A 20,963-nucleotide genomic window follows, 5' to 3' on the forward strand; every position below is an offset into this window, starting at 1 on the left:
TAAATTTTAAATTATTTTCTTGTCTTATAATATTTATATAAATATAATATTCTGCGAATTATTTTTGAGTATATTCATCTGTAGAACTTGGCAATTAAATCTTGTTAATTTTCACTACACCCGATATCTATATTTATCACTGAAAGTTAATTTACTCAAATTACTTTTATATAAGTTTATTACATATTTAAATTTTTATTACTTTAAACAAAGAATTTTCAAAGTCATCATTGAAATTGGGGAAATATCAATGAATCAGTGTACATATAGAATTGGCTGTATGTCAAAGGATAGGCTATTGCCTAAAAATTTAGAGGCAATGATAAAAGTTATTCATGACTTATCTTTGTCATCTCATCTTGTGGGGAATTGGATATATAGTGAAGACAATCCTGATATACATATTATTGATTTAGATAGTGGTTATACGAATATTCTTATTCCAAAAAAAATTAAGATCGTATTAAGTAATAATCCTGAGCTTTTAAAGGGCTATCAGTATGGTTTGAAGAGACCGATAAGATATCAGGAACTTCTCAATATTTTACAAGATATTGAGAAGAATGAATATTTTAAAACAAGTCATCAAGAACGTATAATAAATAACGAGAATATAGTGTCTAAAGATCATTTAGAGACAAAAATTCTTTACAAGCTTGTCTGTTATCCAAACTTTAAAAACATTCATGCTGAGCAGATTGTTAATGTCACTAGAGTTTGTGCCTTATTATCTATTGAGTCAAAAACAGCCCAAGAAATTAAGAGGTTTTTGAATTTATCTATTGATGAAATACAAAAAATTATAGAAATAATAAAAAAAGAAGCCTATCCAAATTATGAAACAATACATGAGAATATTGTTTCGATTTTACCATTTTCAACTGAAGCTATTTCCACAGTACCGCAAAGAATAGAACAAAATTCACTATTTTATTTTTTAATTAAATTTTGGAAGAGGTTGAAAGGCGAGCTCTAATTAAATGGAATTTTTTCTATATTAGATTATCTGAATCTAGTAATGTTCATTATATAAAAACAGGATGTTGATGTATTGAAATTCGCTAAATTTATTAAGTTTATATAAGTCATTTTTAACAGATGGTTTAAATTTAAATAAAAGAGGTTTTGGTACGTACTGGTTCTAAATTACATTTTAGCTTTACCACGGATGGAAAAGCTAATTGTTTATTTCGAGTCATTTTAATTGGGAAAGGAGCTATAAAAGAAGTTAAGAGAGATAATAATTAGTCAAAAGTCATTTTGAATAGAAGTCTGACTTTAAGTTAAATCTACAATTTGTTCTTCGTTTACAGCAATTTTATATTGATTACGCCCATTGGTTTTTGCTTTATACAAAGCATGGTCAGCACGAGCTACAAAAGCAGAAATTGAATCGTTTAGACGAGGAATTGTGGTTGCGACTCCAACACTAATGGTGACATGTGGTGAAACATCACTGCATGGGTGCTCAATTGCAATTTTATCAATAGCATTCATTAAACGTTCAACTTGGATCAAGGCTTGCTGAGCATTTGTCATTGGGAATAAGAGTAAAAATTCTTCGCCGCCATAACGAGCAACTAAATCACCACTGCGTGCAGCAATAGAAGAAATAGCAATTGCGATTTCTTTTAAGCATTCATCTCCCTTTAGATGTCCTAAAGTGTCGTTGTATGCTTTAAAATAGTCGATATCGACCATCATGATGGTCAGGGGCATTTCATGTCGTAAAGCACGGCGCCATTCATTATCAAGTGTTTCATCTAGATAACGTCGATTGGCTAAACCAGTGAGTGCGTCTTGTTGTGAAAGTAAAGATAATTGTTGTGCTTGCTGCATCAGTTCAATACGATTCAGCTCAATCATGCAGTTTTGTAAATAGTTTTCTCTATGTTGACGGTCAGTTGCATAGGCAAGGGTCATTCCTAAAAAACTACTGAAGGTGTAAGTCCGGTTCAAGAAGGTCCAGTCGATCACCCCATTTAAGTAATTACTTGCCAAAATTCCAACAAGCCCACCCATCCATCCAGCAAATATGGCGGTATAAAAGCGCATACCTACCGCACCATAGATAATCACAATCGCATACATCATCGCTGCATGAAAAAGAACATTATCTTGGCCATTCTCAATTACGTTGATTAAAATAAAAGTGATCGCAACAGCTAAAGCTGAACCGACTCCTACATAATAATCAAAATACTGATTTAATTTTTTAATAAATGATAAAATCCAGGCGATAAGAATGATTATACCTACCCAAGAATAATAGCTAAACCAGGGTAAAACTTGCTCAGTTGGTAAAACTTGATATATACCAAAGCTTAAAAATATATATAATATTAAAATAATAGGCGCTCTATAGCGGAACTCATAGGCAGCACCATTTTGGTATTGAAAACGATAAATCGTTTCAAGCTGCTTTGGAAACCATACGAAATTTAATCCTCGTGTGGTTAATAAATCTATTTGTTCCTGTCCCAATATATTGGAACCCTGCAACTTCATAATTAATGCTCACTATATTGGAAGTTGTCATAAAATGAGACTTATTTTAGTAAAGTTCCATCTAAAAATATTGATTATATAATGTGTGATTTATTCAAAATAATAATACAGTTTTTTTAAAAAAGTAATGATTTTTATCTAAGTTAAATGTGATAAAAATCACGACATTTCAACGATTAGCCTAACAATTATCTAAAGATTCACAATCCATCGAAAAAAGTTACAAATGGTCGATTAACGATTGTATCTTTATCATTTTCGGATAGACTTATACCGTGAAATACAGATGATTGCTGTCATATAAATAGGAAAATTAGCAATGACTGCTCTAAATCAATATGGAATGCATTTAGAAATTACACCGCATAATGGATGGTCACAGCAGTTCTGGGATGATCTGCTACCAGCGAAAGAACGGGTGAGTAAACATCCGTTTTTTTCGGAAATGGCCAATGGGGGATTGAGCCTAGATAGTTTCCGTTATGCTTTACTTAATTTCTATCCATTAGTCGCGCATTTCCCGTCATATATGGCAGGGGCGTTAGGCAAAGCAACGGGGTTTTCTGAACCTGGCGTTACAGAAGCACGAGATTGGTTAATCCAGAATATTAAGGTAGAAGAGCGACATTTAAAATGGTATCGCGACTGGGCTGGAGGTTTTGGCTTAACTGTTGATGAGCTTGATCATGTACGACCGCCAGCTGCGATGAATGCGGTGAATCATTTCTTATGGAATATGAGTCATCGCGGTAATTTAGCAGAATGCCTTGCTGCAACAAATCTGGCAATTGAATGGGCAACTGGGGATTGGTCAATTCAGGTCTATAAGGGTATTCATACCTATACTGATCATCCTGAAGTAACGATTGATAAACGTTCTTTAGCTTGGTTGCGTGCGCATGCTCACTATGATGATCTTCATCCTTATGAAGCCATGGAGCTGATTAAGCGTTTATGTAATGATCGTCCCGACTGGCAGCAAAAAGCTTTTCATGCTGCGGAAGAAGGGCTGCGGTATTATGAATTAGCCTTAGACGATTGTTATAAGGTACAGCTTCAAGCCTCTGCTTGATCTTATCTTAAAAAAGGGAGGATATCGTATGGATATTCTCCCTTTTATTTTATTCGAGTAGCTTTAACAGTTTGGTTCGATAAGGCGTATCTTCAGGCAATAATTCAAGCAAACGCTCAACAGCGTCTACACGGTCAGGAACACGGCTTACGACTCGTAATAATTGATCAACATCTTCAATCTGATAAATCACATGACTTAAACGAGCATCAAAACAATCTCTCCATGCACACAAAAATGGACTTTCCGATTTAGCTAAAAAACTCCCTCTATAAAGCGTTAGTGTTGTCGATGTAAAGCCTAAATTTAATGCTTGTTCTGCCATTAAAAAATCACATTGAATTTCACAGTTCAGTCGGTAAGGACGAGACTCGATCACATCGGGAATTAAGTTTCTGAGTTGAGATAGTTCTGCTTTTAAAGTGGTCGTACTTACAGGCCGATCGCCATATAAAGAATAGTGAAGCTCTTCAAGATTAATACCTTCAGGGCACAGTGTCAGAATGCACAGAATCTCAATTTGACGTTGAGTTAAAGTAAGGCTGCGTTGGTTATATTGAACTTTTGGAGTTCCAAAGGCCTTAATGTATAAAATATTTTTTTGGTGAAGCTGAATTGCTTGTTTAACAATGTCCGCACATCTCTCAACGGCTAAAAGACCTAACGAGTTATGCTTTTGATATTTAGTCGATAAATTCATAATCCCATAAAACTGGCCTGTGTTTGCATCGGTAATCGGCGCTGCATAGCAGACCCAATCTCTTACACTATTCATTTGGTTTTCGTGTGAGTAAACGCAGTTAGCTGAATGAGTATTTAATGCTAAACCAATTGCATTTTGCCCCACAGCTTGAGTAGACCACTGGCCGCCTTCAACAAAATGAACTTGCTCTGCCGAAGAGCGCATTGGATGACTGCTCCATGTCCAAAGTAGAGTGCCATGTGGGTCGGTTACACCAATTGCCATATCGGCATCTTCGGCAATGTGCATTAAGTTTCGGTGACACTCGTGAATTGAACGTCCGAATAATGAATGTTCCCATTCTTCGGTTAGGTCAAATAATGGAGCCGCTTCAAGGTCAACTGATGGCTTTTTTCCTAAATATTGAGAATGAGATGACTTTTCTGGCCGAAATAAAGACGGCGTAGTATCTATAAAAGGCGATGATAATTGTTCTGACATATCCATATCGAAATTCCTTTATCATTGAAATGGCGTATCCGTAGCCGTTCAACCGTTATAACTTTTTTATTGTGACTATTTCCTCGTTATCTCCTTACCTTAAATACTTTTATAAGTCTTGACCATTAGCCTATTGGATAAGTTTTGTTAATTACATGATCTTTAAGATAAGACATCTTTTCGACTAAAAGGTTTTGGTACTTCTTCTCCAAAATATTGTCGGTCAGCAAAGTAGCTAGAACGGACCATAGGGGCACTCCAGATATTTTTAAAACCTAGCCGTTTGCCATGTCGCGTATATCTTTCAAATTCTTGTAAATTTACAAATCGATGAATAGGTGCATGTGACTTTGAAGGCTGCAAGTACTGTCCAATGGTAATAAGGTCTACCTGATAATCTTTTAAGTCATTTAGTAGGGCAAGCACTTCTGCTTCAATTTCTCCTAATCCAACCATTAAACCAGATTTAGTTTTGATATCGGGACAATATGCTTTAAAGCGTTTTAGTAGTTCCAATGAATGTTGATAGTCTGAGCCTGGACGCATTGCCTTATATAAACGAGGAACAGTTTCGATATTGTGATTAAAAACATCGGGAGGAGATAAGCTCAAAGTCGAAAGAGCTGTCTCCAAACGACCGCGAAAATCGGGTACCAAAATTTCAATCAAAGTTTCTGGGCAGCGGTTTCTGATCTCTTCAATGCACTTTACAAAATGAGCAGCACCACCATCATGTAGATCATCACGGTCTACAGAGGTAATCACTACATATTTTAAGTTTAAGTTTGCTACTGTTTCGGCCAAATGTTTAGGTTCATCTTCGTCTAGGGGTTTTGGGCGACCATGAGCGACATCACAAAAAGGGCAACGTCTGGTGCAGATATCACCCATGATCATAAACGTTGCTGTACCTCCACCAAAGCATTCCGGTAAATTTGGACATGCCGCTTCTTCGCAAACGCTATGTAACTTTTGCTGACGTAAAAGGTTTTTTATACGTTTAATTTCTTCAAAATCTGTAATTTTTGCTCTAATCCACTCAGGTTTAGTTGGCAACTCTTCTGTTGGTAAAACCTTAATTGGAATACGGGCGACTTTATCAGCTCCCCGTAATTTAATACCAGTTTCCACTTGTCTTTTAAAATCCATATTAATAATTCCATTTTATTTAAAACTTACTTAAACTCCTGCCTATTTAATTTAAAGACTAATTTAAATTTCCTTAATAAGTCGCAATTAATTATAAACACAGGGTGTGGCGAGTATTATAAAATAACAAAGGTTGGTTAAAGGTTTGTTTTGCAAGCTAATGAAAATTATAAAATTTTTTTAAATTTATTTTGAGTTATTAAGTTTTTGAAATTAATAATTTAATTGGGAGTATTTTAAATAAAAACTTTTTAGTCTAATAGATAAATTATTGAATTTAAGTTTAAGTATTTATAGCGAATTAGTATTTTCGCTTGAAACTTGGTTGATTTTTAAAATCAAGATAACAAAGGAAAAGGATATGCAATTAACGGAAGAGCAATTACTCGCAGCATATAAAAGCATGCGTGATATTCGTGAATTTGAAGATAGACTTCACGAAGAAAATACCAATGGTGATATTCCCGGCTTTATTCACTTATATAGTGGTGAAGAGGCTGTAGCAGTCGGTATTTGTGAGAATTTAACAGATAAAGACTACATCACTTCAACCCATCGTGGCCATGGACACTGTATTGCAAAAGGCTGTGACATTCACGGCATGATGCTGGAAATTTTCGGTAAAGATGATGGGCTGTGCCGAGGAAAAGGCGGCTCTATGCATATTGCCGATTTAGACAAAGGCATGCTTGGCGCCAACGGGATTGTTGGTGGTGGACCTCCTTTGGCAATTGGTGCAGCGCTAACAGCTAAAACCTTAAAGACAGGCGGTGTCGGGCTTTCTTTTACAGGTGATGGCGGTTCAAATCAGGGGCTTACCTTTGAAGCGATGAACATGGCTGTCGTACTTAAACTTCCTGTAATTTTTGTCTTTGAGAACAATGGGTTTGGTGAGGGTACAGGTCATGACTACGCGGTAGGAAGTAAAGACATTGCAGGGCGTGCGGCAGGTTTTGGTTTGCCAGCAGTTAAAGTCGATGGTACTGATTTCTTTGCTGTATATGAAGCGGCCAAAACTGCCATTGAACGTGCGCGCCGTGGTGAAGGGCCAAGTGTTATTGAAACGATTACTAACCGTTTTTATGGACATTTTGAAGGTGACCCAGGGCTCATTCGCTCAAAAGAAGAAGTCGACTTTGTTAAAGAAAATAAAGACCCTTTGAAAATTTTCCGAGAAAAAGTTAAAGGCAAAATTGATGAAGCTAAATTAGACGAGATTGATGCAGTGTCTAAGGCAAACGTTGATGATGCAGTTGCTAAAGCTCGTGCAGCGGCATATCCAAAACCAGAACAACTCCTTACCGACGTCTATGTCTCTTACTAAAGGAATAGTAAAGATGCCAAATAAAAGTTTTCGTAATGCAATTAAAGAAGCCATTGAATCAGAAATGCGCCGTGACCCAACTGTGTTTGTTGTGGGCGAAGATGTACGCGGCGGACATGGCGGTAAAAATACCGAAGATAACCAGCTTGAAGGTTTCGGTGGTGTGCTGGGTGTAACTAAAGGTTTGTGGACAGAGTTTGGTTCGGAGCGTGTTATTGATACGCCAATTACTGAATCTGCAATTATTGGTATGGCGGCTGGGGCTGCTGCGACAGGTTTGAGACCAGTTGCCGATCTAATGTTTATGGATTTTTATGGCGTGTGTCATGACATGCTTTATAACCAAGCCGCTAAATTCCGTTATATGTTCGGTGGAAAAGCAAAAGCACCAATGGTCGTGCGCGGTATGATTGGTGCGGGTTTTTCGGCAGCAGCTCAGCACTCTCAGTCACCATATAACGTATTTGCCGCGGTTCCGGGCTTAAAAGTTGTGGTTCCATCAAGTCCATATGATGTGAAAGGACTTTTAATTCAAGCAATTCGAGATGACGATCCTGTCGTGTTCTGTGAGCACAAAATGCTCTATGACATTAAAGGTGACGTTCCTGATGAAGCCTATACCATTCCTTTTGGGGTAGCAAATTACACCCGAGAAGGTACGGACGTGACCATTATTGCTTTAGGTTTGATGGTACACCGCGCTAATGAAGTAGCAGATAAGCTAGCAAAAGATGGTATTTCGGTTGAAGTAGTAGACCCTCGAACAATTTCGCCTCTTGATGAAGAAGGAATTTTAGAGTCTGTGGCATCAACTGGGCGTGTTGTGATTGTGGATGAGTCAGCGGCACGCTGTGGTTTTGGTCATGATGTTGCTGCATTGGTTGCACAGAAAGGTTTCCATTATTTGAAAGCACCTGTTGAACTCGTAACGCCACCACATACGCCTGTTCCATTCTCTCCAGTTTTAGAAAAAGAATGGATTCCAAGTGTAGAGCGTATTGAGCAAGCTGTGCGAAAAACATTGGAGGCTTAGGATGAGCGAAATTAAAACGCTGGAGATCCCGAAATGGGGATTATCCATGGAAGAAGGCACGATTGCCCAATGGTTGATTAAAGAAGGCGATAGCTTTAATAAGGGCGATGAAATTTGTGAAATTGAAACCACAAAAATCGTCAATGTATTAGAAGCACCTTTTGCGGGAACACTCCGTAAAATCTTAGCAAAAGACGGTGATACTTTACCTGTAGGCGGTCTTATTGCTGTGTGTGCTGAAAGCCAAGTTTCTGATGCAGAAATTGAGAAGTTTATTGCATCATTGGGTGGTTCAGCAGCTAAAGAACCTGAAACATCTTCGGAGCAGAGTGTAGCGGTAGCATCTGCACCTGCTGTTGAAAAAGCGGAACAGCCAAAGACTGTAGCAACTAGCGCTTCGGTTCCATTAAAAGCTACTAAAGGTGACTATGCTGTACCAGAGTCATTACAAGGCTATCAAGCATCTAATGAGCTTTTTGCAACTCCGCATGCCTTTAAACTTGCTGAAAAGCATAATGTTAATTTGGCAAAAGTGACGGGTTCGGGTCGTGAAGGGCGTATTAGCGTTCAAGACATCCAAAAGGCTGTGCAAGCTGCTGAAGGCCAGTGGCCTGATGTTAAGCAGCAACATCAAGCTAAAGTAGTGAAATCTACTGCCGATGATAGCCGTGTTTTAGCAACACCTGTTGCACGCCGTTTGGCAAAACAATGGGGCATTAACCTCAATGACTGCCGTGTTTCAGGTAGCCGAGGCCGCGTTTGCAAAGAAGATGTTGAAGCGGTTTACAGCCGTGATAACCCAACGGCGGGAAGTGAGCAGTCCACCCAGTGTACTGTTGCTCAATCACAATCGACAATCACCACTGTAGCGATGAATGGTATGCGTAAAGCGATTGCCTCACGCTTGCAAGTGGCAAAACGTAATGCGCCACATTTCCGTCTTGTAGTCGATCTAAACGTGGAAGCACTTCAAAATTTACGTAAGCAGATCAATGAGACTGTTCCACAGGTGAAGCTATCTATTAATGACATGCTGATTAAAGCGGCAGCAGCAGCACTTATTAAAGTGCCTGAAGTGAATGTTCAATTTGATGAAGCTACACAATCGATTCTGCAATTTTCACAAGCAGATATTTCAGTGGCTGTGGCGATTCCAAACGGTTTAATTACACCAATTGTGAAAGCCGCTAATCAGAAGTCTTTAGCACAGATTTCCGATGACATGCGTGATTTGGCAACGCGTGCCAAGACTGGCAAGTTACAACCTGATGAATTTCAGGGAGGCAGCTTTAGTATTTCCAATTTAGGAATGTTAGGCATTAAACAGTTCGATGCGATTATTAACCCACCACAAGGTGCAATTATGGCATTGGGTGCTTCAGAACCACGTGTTGTCGTTGAAAATGGAAATGTAGTGGTTCGTGAAATTGTCACAGCGACATTGTCATGTGATCATCGAATCATTGATGGTGCAGTTGGGGCGAAATTCTTGGCCAGCTTTAAGCAGTTTGTTGAAAACCCTGCTTTAATTTTGGTGTAGGAGAACCCGCATGTCAGAAACTCAATTCGATTTGATTGTGATTGGTGCGGGACCGGGTGGATATGTGGCTGCAATTCGTGCAGCCCAGCTCGGGCTAAAAACCGCAATTGTAGAAGAGCAACATTTGGGCGGAATATGCCTGAATTGGGGCTGTATTCCAACTAAAGCTTTACTTGCAGGGGCAGAACTTGCCACTCAATTTAAAAATGCAGCACAGTTTGGTTTTCAGGTATCTCAACTCGATTTTGATATTCAAAAGCTTGTACAACATAGCCGACAAGTTTCGGCACAGTTGGTACAAGGCATTGATTACTTGCTTAAAAAGAATCTGGTGACTGTATTTAATGGTCGTGCCGAACTTACGGCTAAAGAAAAAATTGAAGTGACCGATGCTCAAGGTAAAAGTCAGGCTTTAAGTGCACCACATATTATTTTGGCAACCGGTGCTAAAGCCCGACATATTCCTCAACTTCCTGTCGATGGAACGTATGTCTGGAGCTATAAAGAAGCACTTATTCCAGAAGAACTGCCAAAAAGCTTACTCGTCGTTGGTTCGGGTGCGATTGGTAGTGAGTTTGCCAGCCTCTATCAAGACTTGGGGTGTCAAGTCACACTTATTGATTTAGCTAAGCAAATTTTACCGACTGAAGATGCAGAAGTTGCTCAATACGTTAGAAAACAATTTGAACAAAAAGGAATGAGGGTCCTAACGGATGCTGTTGTTCAAAGTATTCAAATTGAAAATGGGCAAGTTCACTGTGTAATTGAAACGGCAAATGATGTTCAAACAGTCGTTTTTGACCGTGTGCTTTCGGCAATTGGTGTACAGCCTAATACTGCGGGACTAGGACTGGAACGTTTAGATGTAGAACTGAATCCGCAAGGTTTTGTGGCAATTGATGCCTATTGTAAAACCAATGTTGTAGGCCTCTACGCAATTGGTGATGTGGCAGGTGCGCCGTGTCTTGCCCACAAAGCAAGCCATGAAGCCATGATATGTGTTGAAAAAATTGCTGGCGTGGCAAACGTGCATTCACTCGACCGTAGCCAAATTCCGGGTTGCATTTTTACTCATCCACAAGTGGCTAGCATTGGTCTGACTGAAAGCGCAGCAAAAGCTCAGAACTTACCCGTACGAATCGGCAAGTTTTCTTTAACTGCGAATGGCAAAGCTTTGGCAATTGGAGATGCGTCAGGTTTCGTTAAAACTGTCATACATGCAGAAACGGGGGAGCTACTTGGTGCACACATGGTGGGCCATGAAGTGACTGAACATATTCAAGGCTTTGCAATTGCTAAATATCTAGAAGCAACTGATGAAAGTCTAGCACAAGTGATTTTCCCACATCCAACATTATCAGAAGCCATGCATGAATCCATTTTAGCTTCAATGCAACGAGCGATTCATATGTAGAAATTCTACATTTACAGGAGTTGAAAATGGTTAAGGGATTAAAAAATAAAGTCGCTTTAGTGACAGGGGCAGCTCAAGGCATTGGCCGTGGGATTGCCCTGCGCTTGGCGCAAGAGGGTGTACACATTGCATTGGTCGATATGAAACAAGATCGACTTAATGCTGTACAGCAAGAGATTCAAGCTCTAGGCGTAAATGCCAGTACGTTTATTGCCGATGTCAGTGACCGAGAGCAAGTTTATACAGCTATAAATCATGCTGAGCAGACGCTTGGTGGCTTTGACATCATGATTAATAATGCTGGAATTGCTCAGGTTCAGGCTATTGCAGATACGACACCCGATGAATTCCACAAAATCGTTGATATCAATATTGGCGGTGTACTGTGGGGCATACAGGCTGCTGCTGCAAAATTTAAGCAACGCCAACATAAAGGTAAAATCATTAATGCTTGTTCAATTGCAGGCCATGATGGGTTTGCTTTGCTGGGTGTTTATTCGGCAACCAAGTTTGCAGTGCGTGCGCTTACCCAAGCCGCCGCAAAAGAATATGCCAGTCACGGTATTACGGTAAACGGTTATTGTCCCGGAATTGTCGGAACCGACATGTGGGTTGAAATTGATAAACGGTTTGCTGAAATTACTGGTGCGGCTATAGGTGAGACCTATAAAAAATATGTAGAAGGCATTGCTTTAGGTAGAGCCCAAACACCAGAGGATGTCGCTGCATTAGTTGCTTTTCTAGCAAGTGAAGATTCAGATTACATTACGGGTCAATCGATTTTAACGGACGGCGGAATTGTCTATCGTTAAAACAGCATCCTGATTTGAGGGAGATAATAATGAAAGCAGCGCGTTTTTATGACAGAGGCGATATCCGTATTGAAGATATCCCAGAACCAGAAGTCACTCCCGGCACTGTAGGCATTAAGGTTGCTTGGTGTGGAATTTGTGGTACAGATTTGCATGAATTTATGGAAGGACCGATTTTTATTCCACCGTGTGGACATCCTCATCCTATTTCAGGCGAATCTGCGCCAATCACCATGGGACATGAGTTTTCTGGTGTTGTATATGCAGTAGGTGAAGGTGTTGATGATATTGAAGTCGGTCAGCATGTGGTCGTAGAGCCTTATATTGTGGCTGAGGATGTTCCGACTGGGCTGGGAGATAATTATCATCTTTCCAAAAATATGAACTTTATTGGTTTAGGTGGTCGTGGCGGCGGTTTGTCGGAAAAAATTGCGGTTAAACGCCGTTGGGTACATCCAATCTCAAATAAAGTTCCACTGGATCAGGCTGCCTTGATTGAACCGTTATCGGTTGGTCATCATGCTTATGTCCGCAGTGGCGCGAAGGCTGGTGATATTGCACTGGTTGGTGGTGCAGGACCAATTGGTTTATTACTTTCGGCAATTTTAAAGGCCAAAGGGCTTAAAGTCATCATTACCGAGCTGAGTGCAAAACGTAAAGAAAAAGCCAAAGAGTCGGGAGTCGCAGATTATATTTTAGATCCATCAGAAGTTGATGTGGTTTCTGAGGTTATGAAAATCACCAATGGTGATGGCGTCGATGTTGCATTTGAATGTAGTAGCGTTAACAAAGTTTTAGATACTTTGGTTGCGGCAGTGAAACCAACAGGTGTGATAGTGATTGTTTCGATCTGGAGCCATCCAGCATCAATTAATGTGCATAGTGTGGTGATGAAAGAGCTCGATGTACGAGGCACAATTGCCTATGTAAATGACCATCAGGAAACCATTAAGCTGGTTGAAGAAGGTAAAATCAATCTGGAACCTTTTATTACTCAGCGTATTCAACTTGATGATTTGATTTCACAAGGTTTTGAAACCTTAATTCATAACAATGAGTCCGCCGTTAAGATTATTGTACAGCCATAAATAAACCTTAAATCTAAAAAGAGCGATAATTCGCTCTTTTTTATTGGTTGAATAAAGGTAGGTTATTATCTTTAGCTTCTTAGCAAAGCTGCATTGCAACAAACTGCTATAGAAGAGGTTATTCATGATGAATTTTTAAGTCTTAATAAACCGACACAAAAAGAATTAGCATTGGTCAAGTTTAAGCACGACAAAGTTCTGTTATTGCCGGTGCTGGAGAAAGGATGGCAATTGCTAAAGTTAATATGAGGAAGAAAAAGGCAGTTGCATTTGCAAGGAAACTTGCCATTATTGAGGCTGATGAAGAAGAGCCTGAAGATGACTTTAACGATTAATTTGTAAAATTATAGACTTTTTTTCGAAGTTATTAGCAGGCGCTTACTATAATGTAGAGAACACTAACACTTTAGGAGAATGTTCACTATGTCATCTAATTTATCAGTTCAAGATATTATTAATCAGATTAATGATCAAATTATTAATGATGCTAGGGTTGGTAATAGATTGAGCAGCTTAACTTATCAAAAACAAGCAGTTGATATCTCAAAGTTAGAAGAAGCAAAAATTGTAATTGAAGAATTAGGGTATCAAGTGAAAATTATTACAGATAGCCCAATTGTAAACACAATTCAAGTTCACTTCTAAAGTTGAGAAACTTACTAACATTTTATATTTTTAGAGTTGCCTAAATGCCCTATATCAGTACGGGGCATTTTTTATGGCTATTAAAGAAAGCGGCATCGAGTACAACTATACCAGAGCGTGATGAAAAGGGTCATTTTGTATTTAGCCAAGATGATGCCCAAAACTAATCATCCATTAAAAAGCTGCCTAAACGATTACCATGGCAATAAAAGGGGTAACAACACCAAGAGATTGCCTAACTAAAGTTTAAACGAGCTTATGTTTTTGTCTATATCGCCAAAGCGTAGTACGGCTAATTCCAAAAATATTGGCAACCATATTCAGGTTGTGGTTATATTTTTCCAAAGCTGCTTGCACATTTTCTGGACTAAGCTCTGTATTTGCTTCGGGTAATTTAACGTAATCCTCTGCATTTAAGAGCTCATTCGGTAAGTCTTCGACTTCAATTTCATCTTTACCATTTGCCATTGTTAAAGCATAAAGCAATGTGTTTTTAAGCTCACGCACATTTCCTGGCCAGTCATAATTCAGTAAAACCTGCATAGCTTTTTGATTGACTTGATGAGGCATTGTGTCGAGTTGTGTTGAGCTTTCTTTTAAAATCTGATCGACAATGAGTGGAATATCGACTTTACGTTCTCTAAGGGGTGGTATAAAAATTGGAATCACGCGTAAGCGGTAGAGTAGATCGTGACGGAAACGCCCAGCCTTAGCTTCTTCACGTAAAGCTTTGTGCGTTGCGGTAATAATGCGGACATTGGCCTGAATAGGTTTTTCACCACCGACTGGAGTAAATTCACCAGTTTCTAAAACCCGTAATAATTTAGCTTGAAGCTCTAATGGAATCTCGGCAATTTCATCTAGAAAAAGAGTTCCGCCTGCGGCACGTTCAAATACACCTTTATGGTCGCGAATTGCTCCAGTAAAAGCGCCTTTAACATGCCCAAACAGTTCACTTTCTAAAATATTTGCATTTAGAGCAGCACAGTTAATAGCTACAAAGATCTTGTTTTTACGTTGACTATAATCATGAATAGCCTTTGCCACCAGTTCTTTACCACTACCAGATTCGCCTCGGACGAGCACTGGAAACTCAGTAATTGCTACTCTTTGAATAATTGAAAACATGCGGGCCATTTCTGGTGAGCAACTATTAAAAACCTTGGCCAAGTCTTGTAACTGTTCTGTTAATTGCACTTGATCAGCAATATCATCTTCTGTGCCAACTGGCTGTAAAATATGTAGCTTCCCAATAAAATGGTTTTCGCTAATATAAATGTCATGCTCTTGATAGATAAATCGCTTTTTAATTTTATGCGTATTGATTTCAAGATATTGATTGTGATGATCTTGAACCAGAGCCGCCATACTCTCGACAGAAATATCATCTGTATTAAATTTATAGTGAATTGCTTGAGTCGTTATATCTGCTAAAAACAGACTAGCACTTGGGAATAAAGCCTTTAATTGCTCAAATAGAATAAAAAAATCCTGTTCTGACTCAAAATTTAATTTTGCCATTTTTTGTGTTTCACCATCGTTTCATTGAAACATACTAAAGTTGCATAGAAACATCAAGTAGCGATTATTTTCTCAAGTTAAATTTAATTATTAATTTAAATATTTGATTTTTATACTTATCATTTAATTTTAAATAATTGGCATCTTATTTGCAAAATATAGGAAAGAAATAAATTATTGGGGTATAAATCATGTTCTTTAAGCAGTTTTTTGAGCAGGAAAGTTCGACTTATACATATATGCTTGGGTGTGAAGAAACACGAGAGGCTGTTTTAATTGACCCAGTTGCATCAGATATAGAGATTTATATAAAAGAATTAGAGCAGCATCAATTTACACTCATCTATACGTTAGATACACATGTTCATGCAGACCATATTACGGCTGCGAATTTACTGCGTGAACGCTTTCATTGCAAATCAGTTTTACACCGAAATTCAGATGTAAATTGCGGAGATATTTTAATCACAGATGGTTGCACGCTTAAATTGGGCAACCTCAGTATTGAAGCGCGCTATACACCAGGTCATACCAATGCTTGTACGAGTTATCTGGTTGGAAACATGGTTTTCACTGGGGATGCATTATTAATTGATGGATGTGGTCGAACTGACTTCCAAGCGGGTAATGCTGGAACACTCTATGACAGTATTCATAAACAACTTTTCAGTTTGCCTGACGATACAATTGTTTATCCGGGACATGATTATAAAGGACGCCTATCTTCGACTATTGCTAATGAACGTTTATATAACTCACGTTTAGGCCAAAAACGCTCCCGTGAAGATTTTATTAAATTAATGGATGATTTAAATCTGCCATATCCAAAACAGATCGATAAAGCATTACCAGCTAATCAAGCCTGTGGCTCAACTTCGCAATCTTAAGGTGGCAATATGGAACTCAAACGAATTAATCAAGATTTTTATGTTGCTGGTCAAATCACTGCTGATGAAGTCGCAAAAATTGCAGATCAGGGGATAAAAACTCTGATATGTAACCGTCCAGATGGGGAGGGTCCGGATCAGCCCAATGTGATTGAAATTGAAGAAGCAGCTCAGCGACATGGCCTAAATGTAATTTATCAACCAGTGACAAGTGGCAAAATTACCGATCAGCAAGTGACCGAATTTAAACAGTTATACCACAATAGTCAGAAACCTGTTTTAGCGTATTGCCGCTCTGGCATGCGTGCCATCAGTCTATGGGCCTTGGCCGAAGTTGATCCTTCAAATGCGGCCCTTTTAGTCGAAACAGGTAACAAACTTGGTTTTAACTTGAAAGGCTTAGTGCCACGTATTTTAAAACGTGATCATGAACCAGCAACGATTCCTTGCTATAGCGTTGTGATTGTGGGGGCTGGTGCAGCTGGAATTTCTGTAGCGTCTAGTCTCTTATGCCGTGAACCGAACTTAGATATTGTCATTATTGATCCAGCAGATACGCATTATTATCAACCCGGCTGGACCATGGTAGGGGCTGGTATTTTTAAGCCGCAAGTAACAGCACGCTCAATGGCAAGTGTGATTCCATCAAAAGTTAAATGGATGAAAGCTGCTGTTGCAGGATTCGACCCTGAGCACAATCAGGTTATTTTGGAAGGATGCCAACCGATTCAATATAAAGCGTTGGTGGTATGTCCCGGTTTAAAACTGAATTGGCATGGGATTGAAGGTTTAGTTGAAACCCTTGGTAAAAATGGGGTGACCTCTAACTATCGATATGACTTAGCGCCGTATACATGGGAACTGGTACAACAACTAAACGGTGGAAAGGCGATCTTTACCCAACCACCTATGCCGATTAAATGTGCGGGTGCTCCTCAAAAAGCAATGTATCTTTCAGCCGACTACTGGTTAAAGCACGGCAAAATTAAAGATATTTCTATCCATTTTTATAACAGCGGCGGTGTTTTATTTGGTGTGAAAGAATATGTGCCTGCACTGATGCAATATGTTGAAAAGTACGATTCTGAACTGCATTTTAACCATCAACTTATCAAAGTAGATGGGCCTGCGAAGAAGGCTTGGTTTAAGGTGGTGAACGATGAAAATGTGGAACTGGTCGAAACCGATTTTGATATGTTGCATGTTGTTCCACCGCAACAAGTGCCTGATTTCATTCGTGCCAGTACTCTCACAGATGAAGCTGGATGGGTGAACGTTAACCCGCAAACCTTACAACACACCGAGCATGCCAATATTTTTGCTTTAGGCGACGTGATGAATGCCCCTAATGCCAAGACTGCTGCGGCAGCACGTGCACAAGCTCCAATTGTCGCTGTGAATGTTCTTGCGAAACTAAAAGGTGAGCAGAGCTTTTGTGAGTATAACGGTTATGGTTCATGTCCACTGACTGTAGAGCGTGGAAAAATCGTTCTGGCTGAGTTTGGTTATGGTGGCAAGCTGCTTCCAAGTTTTCCAAAATGGGTGATTGATGGGCAAAAACCATCTCGTCTGGCATGGTTACTTAAAGAGCAAATTTTGCCACCGATTTATTGGCAAGGCATGCTCAAGGGCCGCGAGTGGATGGTCAAACCTGAGCGAGGATAAGTAAAGCAACGCTTTGTACGAGCGCAAGGCGAAAGCTGTGCTTGAGCGGAAGAGGTTAAGCAAAGCAATGCTTTGCCCGAGCGCAAGACGAGAACTACGTTCGAGTTAATAGGATAAGTAAAGCAACGCTACCCTGAGAAGCGGCTAAAGCTTCGCAAGAAGACGTGAAACTACTTCCACATTAACTAGCAGTCTACTGCAAATGATGTATATGCAATTTTGGGCTTTTGATATGTTATTACTTGTCGTTGAAGGCATTGTGATTGGCTTTTTACTTGGTCTTACTGGTGCTGGTGGCGGTATTCTTGCTGTACCTGCACTAATGACAAGCCAAGGTTGGAGCGTAGCTCAAGCAGCACCGATTGGTTTATTGGCAGTTGCGCTGTCTACACTGATTGGAACGATTGAAGGACTATTTAAAAAGATGGTTCGTTATCGTGCTGCAATCTGGATTGCCATTATTGGCGCACCTATGGCACATATCGGAATTTTAATAGCCAACACGATTTCTCCTATTTGGCTCATGCTCATGTTTAGCTTAGTCATGTTTACAGTAGGCTATCGACTCATCAGCAACCGAGTTTCGGATTTCCACAACCCACCGTGTCAGGTTAACCCAAGTACGGGGCGTTTCATCTGGAATTTTAAAACGGGAAGTGTTCTTGCGAGCATCGGGATTATTGCTGGGCTTTTAACGGGTATGTTAGGGGTTGGTGGTGGTTTTGTGATCGTACCTGCACTTAGAAAAGTCACTAATCTCGACATGCATAGTATTGTTGCAACCTCACTCATGATTATTTTTCTCATTAGTGGAATAAGTATTGTGATGCATATTGCAGAGGGTTTTCACTATCCAGTAGGCATTACCAGTGCGTTTGCACTCGCATGTGCATTCGGTATGTTGTTAGGCCGCCGAGCCATTCGTTTTATTCCGGCTGCAATTGTACAAAAAGTCTTTGCATTAATGGTGTTTGCTGTCGCAATTTATATGGTAATTAAGATTGTTAATCTGACAAATATCTAAGTGATATAGTATTTTAACTCACCTTTATAGATACAAAGTTTCCAAAGATGAAATGCTAAAATTATCTTTGGAAATTTTATATTTAAGCCATTTAAGTTTTTTGAGAAAACGATATGAAGCGAATTAACGTAGCAATTTGTGGTTTTGGACGGATTGGGCAACAAATTGCAGAGCTTCTTTTAAATCGATCGGCATACTATAAACAAAAATATCAAATTGATACCTGTTTAGTGGGGGTATGTAATTCATCATCAGGCTTAATCGACCAAGACGGTTTGCGAGCTGCCAAATGGCTAGATAAAACTCAATATCAAGCAGGTCTAACTGAGCAAAAGTTTTTAGAACAGGTACAAGCGGATGTCATTATTGAGACTGGGCCAAGTGATTATGTGACAGGAGGCAAAGGTCTGTTTTATTTAAATTATGCTTTAACACATAACATGAGTGCGATAGCAGTATCTAAAGGTGCTTTAGTTGTAGAGGGCAAAAAATTAATTAACTTGGCGCATCAACACAATAAAAAATTATTTTTTAGCGGCGCAACGGCTGCGGCTTTACCGACAGTTGATTTGTTTGAATATAACTTGGCTGGCTGTCAGATTTTAGAAATAGAAGGTGTTTTTACTGGAACCACAAATTTTATTTTAAATGATATGTTGCAACATGAATGTGCGTTTGCAGAATCTCTTGAAAAAGCCCAAGCAAAAGGTATTGCCGAACCTAATAGCTCTTTTGATGTAGATGGATGGGATACCGCTGCTAAAATTACGATATTGGCAAATACCGTTTTGAGAGCTGATATAAAAATTCAAGATATTCCAAGGCAAGGAATCAGCCATGTTACTGCCGATCATATTCGTGATTGGAAAAAAGAAGATCTAATTCCTCGTCTGGTGGGTTTTATTCATATTGAAAATCAGCAAATTCAAACAGGTGTTGAATTAAGATTAGTTCCAGTAAATCATCCTTTTGGCCATCTTCAAGGTTCAAATAAATGCATTCGGGTGCTAACGCAAGAAATGGGGGAACTTGTTGTAAGTGGAGGAGCATCTGCGCCTTTAGCCACAGCAGCCGCAGCTTTAAAAGATTTCGAGTTGATACTAAAAACGGGTTGCTAAAATTAATCATGATTTATAAAAAAGCAGGCTTTTAGGCCTGCTTCTCACAACTTTTTTGAGTATTAAATAACTTTTTTCCAATTTCAAACTTACTAAACATTAAGTAGTTGCCGAGTAAGATGAATAAAATTCCGAATAGAGCGTTTAGGGTCCATACATATCCTTCAAAGAATGTAGAAACAGAAAGCGCGACTAAAGGGAAAAGTAAGGTGCTATATGCTGCTTTTGAAGCGCCAATTCGCCCAACCAATGAAAAATAAGCAGAGAAGCCAATTACCGTGCCAAATACAGCTAGATAAAGTACTGAACTTAAAAATGGAAAATTCATCGGAGGCATTAGATCTTGGCCAGTAAATAAAGCTAGACTTAACATTACCAATGCACCATAGGTCATGGCATAACAATTGGTTGAAAAAATATTTAGGCCACGTTTCTGATGTCTAACACTAATCATGTTCCCTAAAGAAAAACCGTAAGTACCTATTGCACACAATCCAATACCCATTAATAACTGCGCATTAAACTGACTACTGATGAGGTCATGCCAAAAGAGTAGAACAATACCACCTAGGCCTAAAAGTGCAGCTGGCGCAAAGTTTGGGGAAGGTTTCTGTTTAAAAAAGATAAGCGCATTAATGGCATTAAAGAAAACAGCCATCGAAAAAATAACGGACTCTAAACCGCTATTTACATATTTAACAGCGGTATAAAAACAGATAAAGTTTAGGCCGAAAACACAAAGGCCTTGCAGCATACAAAACAAATGGTCTTTTAAAGCAATTCGTTGTAATTTTCCTGAAAATAGTAAAACAACCCAAAGTAATAAGGCTGAAATGGCAAAACGCCATAAAATTGCGACGACTGGTGTTGCATAGTGACTTTGAATGGCAATTCCAATCCATGTTGTCCCCCAAATCAACACCACCGCAACATAGAGTAAAATATTCATAACTTCATCCTCGATTACCAAACTTAAGTAT

Annotated in this window: 19 protein-coding genes and 1 pseudogene; 15 read left to right on the top strand and 5 right to left on the bottom strand. The window is 39.2% G+C overall.

The window, feature by feature from the left end; genetic code table 11:
- The first annotated feature begins 250 nt into the window (after nt 1-250).
- Nucleotides 251-976, top strand: a complete 726-nt coding sequence (locus ASF86_RS04510) for a hypothetical protein (protein WP_004642725.1) — start codon at nt 251-253, stop codon at nt 974-976.
- Between the two features lie 302 nt (nt 977-1,278).
- On the opposite strand, the gene ASF86_RS04515 is transcribed toward ASF86_RS04510, so the two are convergent.
- Complete coding sequence (locus tag ASF86_RS04515; protein WP_056479826.1) at nt 1,279-2,508, bottom strand: GGDEF domain-containing protein; 1,230 nt, start codon at nt 2,506-2,508, stop codon at nt 1,279-1,281.
- Nucleotides 2,509-2,827: 319 nt separating this feature from the next.
- Between ASF86_RS04515 and ASF86_RS04520 the strand changes: the two genes are divergently transcribed.
- Entirely contained in the window at nt 2,828-3,580 is a 753-nt protein-coding gene (locus tag ASF86_RS04520; protein ID WP_003651630.1) for a TenA family transcriptional regulator, read from the top strand.
- A 49-nt stretch (nt 3,581-3,629) separates the two neighbouring features.
- On the opposite strand, the gene ASF86_RS04525 is transcribed toward ASF86_RS04520, so the two are convergent.
- Nucleotides 3,630-4,769 carry a hypothetical protein gene (locus tag ASF86_RS04525; protein WP_056479829.1) on the bottom strand — a complete coding sequence of 380 codons (1,140 nt, stop codon included), beginning with the start codon at nt 4,767-4,769 and terminating at the stop codon, nt 3,630-3,632.
- A 156-nt stretch (nt 4,770-4,925) separates the two neighbouring features.
- Complete coding sequence (gene lipA / locus ASF86_RS04530) at nt 4,926-5,912, bottom strand: lipoyl synthase (RefSeq protein ID WP_056479832.1); 987 nt, start codon at nt 5,910-5,912, stop codon at nt 4,926-4,928.
- A 361-nt stretch (nt 5,913-6,273) separates the two neighbouring features.
- Here lipA and ASF86_RS04535 point away from each other — a divergent pair, with 361 nt between their 5' ends.
- From ASF86_RS04535 to ASF86_RS20160, 9 genes and pseudogenes are all read left to right on the top strand, one after another.
- Nucleotides 6,274-7,236 carry a thiamine pyrophosphate-dependent dehydrogenase E1 component subunit alpha gene (locus tag ASF86_RS04535; RefSeq protein ID WP_056479835.1) on the top strand — a complete coding sequence of 321 codons (963 nt, stop codon included), beginning with the start codon at nt 6,274-6,276 and terminating at the stop codon, nt 7,234-7,236.
- 13 nt (nt 7,237-7,249) lie between these two features.
- Nucleotides 7,250-8,269 carry an alpha-ketoacid dehydrogenase subunit beta gene (locus tag ASF86_RS04540; RefSeq protein ID WP_005047350.1) on the top strand — a complete coding sequence of 340 codons (1,020 nt, stop codon included), beginning with the start codon at nt 7,250-7,252 and terminating at the stop codon, nt 8,267-8,269.
- 1 nt (nt 8,270) lies between these two features.
- Entirely contained in the window at nt 8,271-9,809 is a 1,539-nt protein-coding gene (locus ASF86_RS04545) for a 2-oxo acid dehydrogenase subunit E2 (protein WP_056479837.1), read from the top strand.
- A gap of 10 nt (nt 9,810-9,819) precedes the next feature.
- Nucleotides 9,820-11,223, top strand: a complete 1,404-nt coding sequence (gene lpdA, locus ASF86_RS04550) for a dihydrolipoyl dehydrogenase (protein ID WP_056479840.1) — start codon at nt 9,820-9,822, stop codon at nt 11,221-11,223.
- A gap of 26 nt (nt 11,224-11,249) precedes the next feature.
- Nucleotides 11,250-12,035 carry an acetoin reductase gene (locus tag ASF86_RS04555; RefSeq protein ID WP_056479843.1) on the top strand — a complete coding sequence of 262 codons (786 nt, stop codon included), beginning with the start codon at nt 11,250-11,252 and terminating at the stop codon, nt 12,033-12,035.
- A 29-nt stretch (nt 12,036-12,064) separates the two neighbouring features.
- Entirely contained in the window at nt 12,065-13,123 is a 1,059-nt protein-coding gene (locus ASF86_RS04560) for a 2,3-butanediol dehydrogenase (protein ID WP_056479846.1), read from the top strand.
- 108 nt (nt 13,124-13,231) lie between these two features.
- Nucleotides 13,232-13,458, top strand: a pseudogene (locus tag ASF86_RS19020) (hypothetical protein); the annotation flags it as partial.
- Between the two features lie 88 nt (nt 13,459-13,546).
- Nucleotides 13,547-13,768, top strand: coding sequence for a hypothetical protein (locus ASF86_RS04565; protein WP_005040896.1), 222 nt, complete (start codon nt 13,547-13,549; stop codon nt 13,766-13,768).
- Between the two features lie 44 nt (nt 13,769-13,812).
- The gene (locus tag ASF86_RS20160; RefSeq protein WP_264753223.1) at nt 13,813-13,935 is read left to right on the top strand and encodes a hypothetical protein; all 123 of its coding nucleotides are present in this window, start codon (nt 13,813-13,815) and stop codon (nt 13,933-13,935) included.
- 79 nt (nt 13,936-14,014) lie between these two features.
- On the opposite strand, the gene ASF86_RS04570 is transcribed toward ASF86_RS20160, so the two are convergent.
- Nucleotides 14,015-15,289, bottom strand: coding sequence for a sigma-54 interaction domain-containing protein (locus tag ASF86_RS04570; RefSeq protein ID WP_056479849.1), 1,275 nt, complete (start codon nt 15,287-15,289; stop codon nt 14,015-14,017).
- 191 nt (nt 15,290-15,480) lie between these two features.
- Between ASF86_RS04570 and ASF86_RS04575 the strand changes: the two genes are divergently transcribed.
- The 4 genes from ASF86_RS04575 to ASF86_RS04590 all read left to right on the top strand — a co-directional run bounded on the left by ASF86_RS04575 (nt 15,481) and on the right by ASF86_RS04590 (nt 19,983).
- The gene (locus tag ASF86_RS04575) at nt 15,481-16,176 is read left to right on the top strand and encodes an MBL fold metallo-hydrolase (protein ID WP_056479852.1); all 696 of its coding nucleotides are present in this window, start codon (nt 15,481-15,483) and stop codon (nt 16,174-16,176) included.
- Between the two features lie 9 nt (nt 16,177-16,185).
- Nucleotides 16,186-17,841 (top strand): bifunctional protein tyrosine phosphatase family protein/NAD(P)/FAD-dependent oxidoreductase, encoded by a 1,656-nt coding sequence (locus tag ASF86_RS04580; protein ID WP_056479855.1) that lies wholly within the window; start codon nt 16,186-16,188, stop codon nt 17,839-17,841.
- Nucleotides 17,842-18,073: 232 nt separating this feature from the next.
- A complete protein-coding gene (locus ASF86_RS04585; RefSeq protein ID WP_056481746.1) occupies nt 18,074-18,865 on the top strand; it encodes a sulfite exporter TauE/SafE family protein in 792 nt (263 codons plus the stop codon).
- A gap of 113 nt (nt 18,866-18,978) precedes the next feature.
- Nucleotides 18,979-19,983 (top strand): homoserine dehydrogenase, encoded by a 1,005-nt coding sequence (locus tag ASF86_RS04590; RefSeq protein ID WP_056479858.1) that lies wholly within the window; start codon nt 18,979-18,981, stop codon nt 19,981-19,983.
- Nucleotides 19,984-20,014: 31 nt separating this feature from the next.
- Here the strand turns inward: ASF86_RS04590 and ASF86_RS04595 are convergent, their stop codons facing one another.
- On the bottom strand, nt 20,015-20,932 hold the full coding sequence (locus tag ASF86_RS04595) for a DMT family transporter (RefSeq protein ID WP_056479861.1): 918 nt from the start codon (nt 20,930-20,932) through the stop codon (nt 20,015-20,017).
- Between the last annotated feature and the right edge of the window lie 31 nt (nt 20,933-20,963).

Source organism: Acinetobacter sp. Leaf130 (assembly GCF_001423205.1).
GTDB classification, from domain to species: domain Bacteria; phylum Pseudomonadota; class Gammaproteobacteria; order Pseudomonadales; family Moraxellaceae; genus Acinetobacter; species Acinetobacter calcoaceticus.

Excerpts from the sequence above, each read along its gene's own strand:
- ASF86_RS04510 (WP_004642725.1), top strand. The coding sequence starts at position 251 with ATGAATCAGTGTACATATAGAATTGGCTGTATGTCAAAGGATAGGCTA.
- ASF86_RS04515 (WP_056479826.1), bottom strand. The coding sequence starts at position 2,508 with ATGAAGTTGCAGGGTTCCAATATATTGGGACAGGAACAAATAGATTTA.
- ASF86_RS04520 (WP_003651630.1), top strand. The coding sequence starts at position 2,828 with ATGACTGCTCTAAATCAATATGGAATGCATTTAGAAATTACACCGCAT.
- ASF86_RS04525 (WP_056479829.1), bottom strand. The coding sequence starts at position 4,769 with ATGGATATGTCAGAACAATTATCATCGCCTTTTATAGATACTACGCCG.
- lipA (WP_056479832.1), bottom strand. The coding sequence starts at position 5,912 with ATGGATTTTAAAAGACAAGTGGAAACTGGTATTAAATTACGGGGAGCT.
- ASF86_RS04535 (WP_056479835.1), top strand. The coding sequence starts at position 6,274 with ATGCAATTAACGGAAGAGCAATTACTCGCAGCATATAAAAGCATGCGT.
- ASF86_RS04540 (WP_005047350.1), top strand. The coding sequence starts at position 7,250 with ATGCCAAATAAAAGTTTTCGTAATGCAATTAAAGAAGCCATTGAATCA.
- ASF86_RS04545 (WP_056479837.1), top strand. The coding sequence starts at position 8,271 with ATGAGCGAAATTAAAACGCTGGAGATCCCGAAATGGGGATTATCCATG.
- lpdA (WP_056479840.1), top strand. The coding sequence starts at position 9,820 with ATGTCAGAAACTCAATTCGATTTGATTGTGATTGGTGCGGGACCGGGT.
- ASF86_RS04555 (WP_056479843.1), top strand. The coding sequence starts at position 11,250 with ATGGTTAAGGGATTAAAAAATAAAGTCGCTTTAGTGACAGGGGCAGCT.
- ASF86_RS04560 (WP_056479846.1), top strand. The coding sequence starts at position 12,065 with ATGAAAGCAGCGCGTTTTTATGACAGAGGCGATATCCGTATTGAAGAT.
- ASF86_RS04565 (WP_005040896.1), top strand. The coding sequence starts at position 13,547 with ATGTCATCTAATTTATCAGTTCAAGATATTATTAATCAGATTAATGAT.
- ASF86_RS20160 (WP_264753223.1), top strand. The coding sequence starts at position 13,813 with ATGCCCTATATCAGTACGGGGCATTTTTTATGGCTATTAAAGAAAGCG.
- ASF86_RS04570 (WP_056479849.1), bottom strand. The coding sequence starts at position 15,289 with ATGGCAAAATTAAATTTTGAGTCAGAACAGGATTTTTTTATTCTATTT.
- ASF86_RS04575 (WP_056479852.1), top strand. The coding sequence starts at position 15,481 with ATGTTCTTTAAGCAGTTTTTTGAGCAGGAAAGTTCGACTTATACATAT.
- ASF86_RS04580 (WP_056479855.1), top strand. The coding sequence starts at position 16,186 with ATGGAACTCAAACGAATTAATCAAGATTTTTATGTTGCTGGTCAAATC.
- ASF86_RS04585 (WP_056481746.1), top strand. The coding sequence starts at position 18,074 with ATGTTATTACTTGTCGTTGAAGGCATTGTGATTGGCTTTTTACTTGGT.
- ASF86_RS04590 (WP_056479858.1), top strand. The coding sequence starts at position 18,979 with ATGAAGCGAATTAACGTAGCAATTTGTGGTTTTGGACGGATTGGGCAA.
- ASF86_RS04595 (WP_056479861.1), bottom strand. The coding sequence starts at position 20,932 with ATGAATATTTTACTCTATGTTGCGGTGGTGTTGATTTGGGGGACAACA.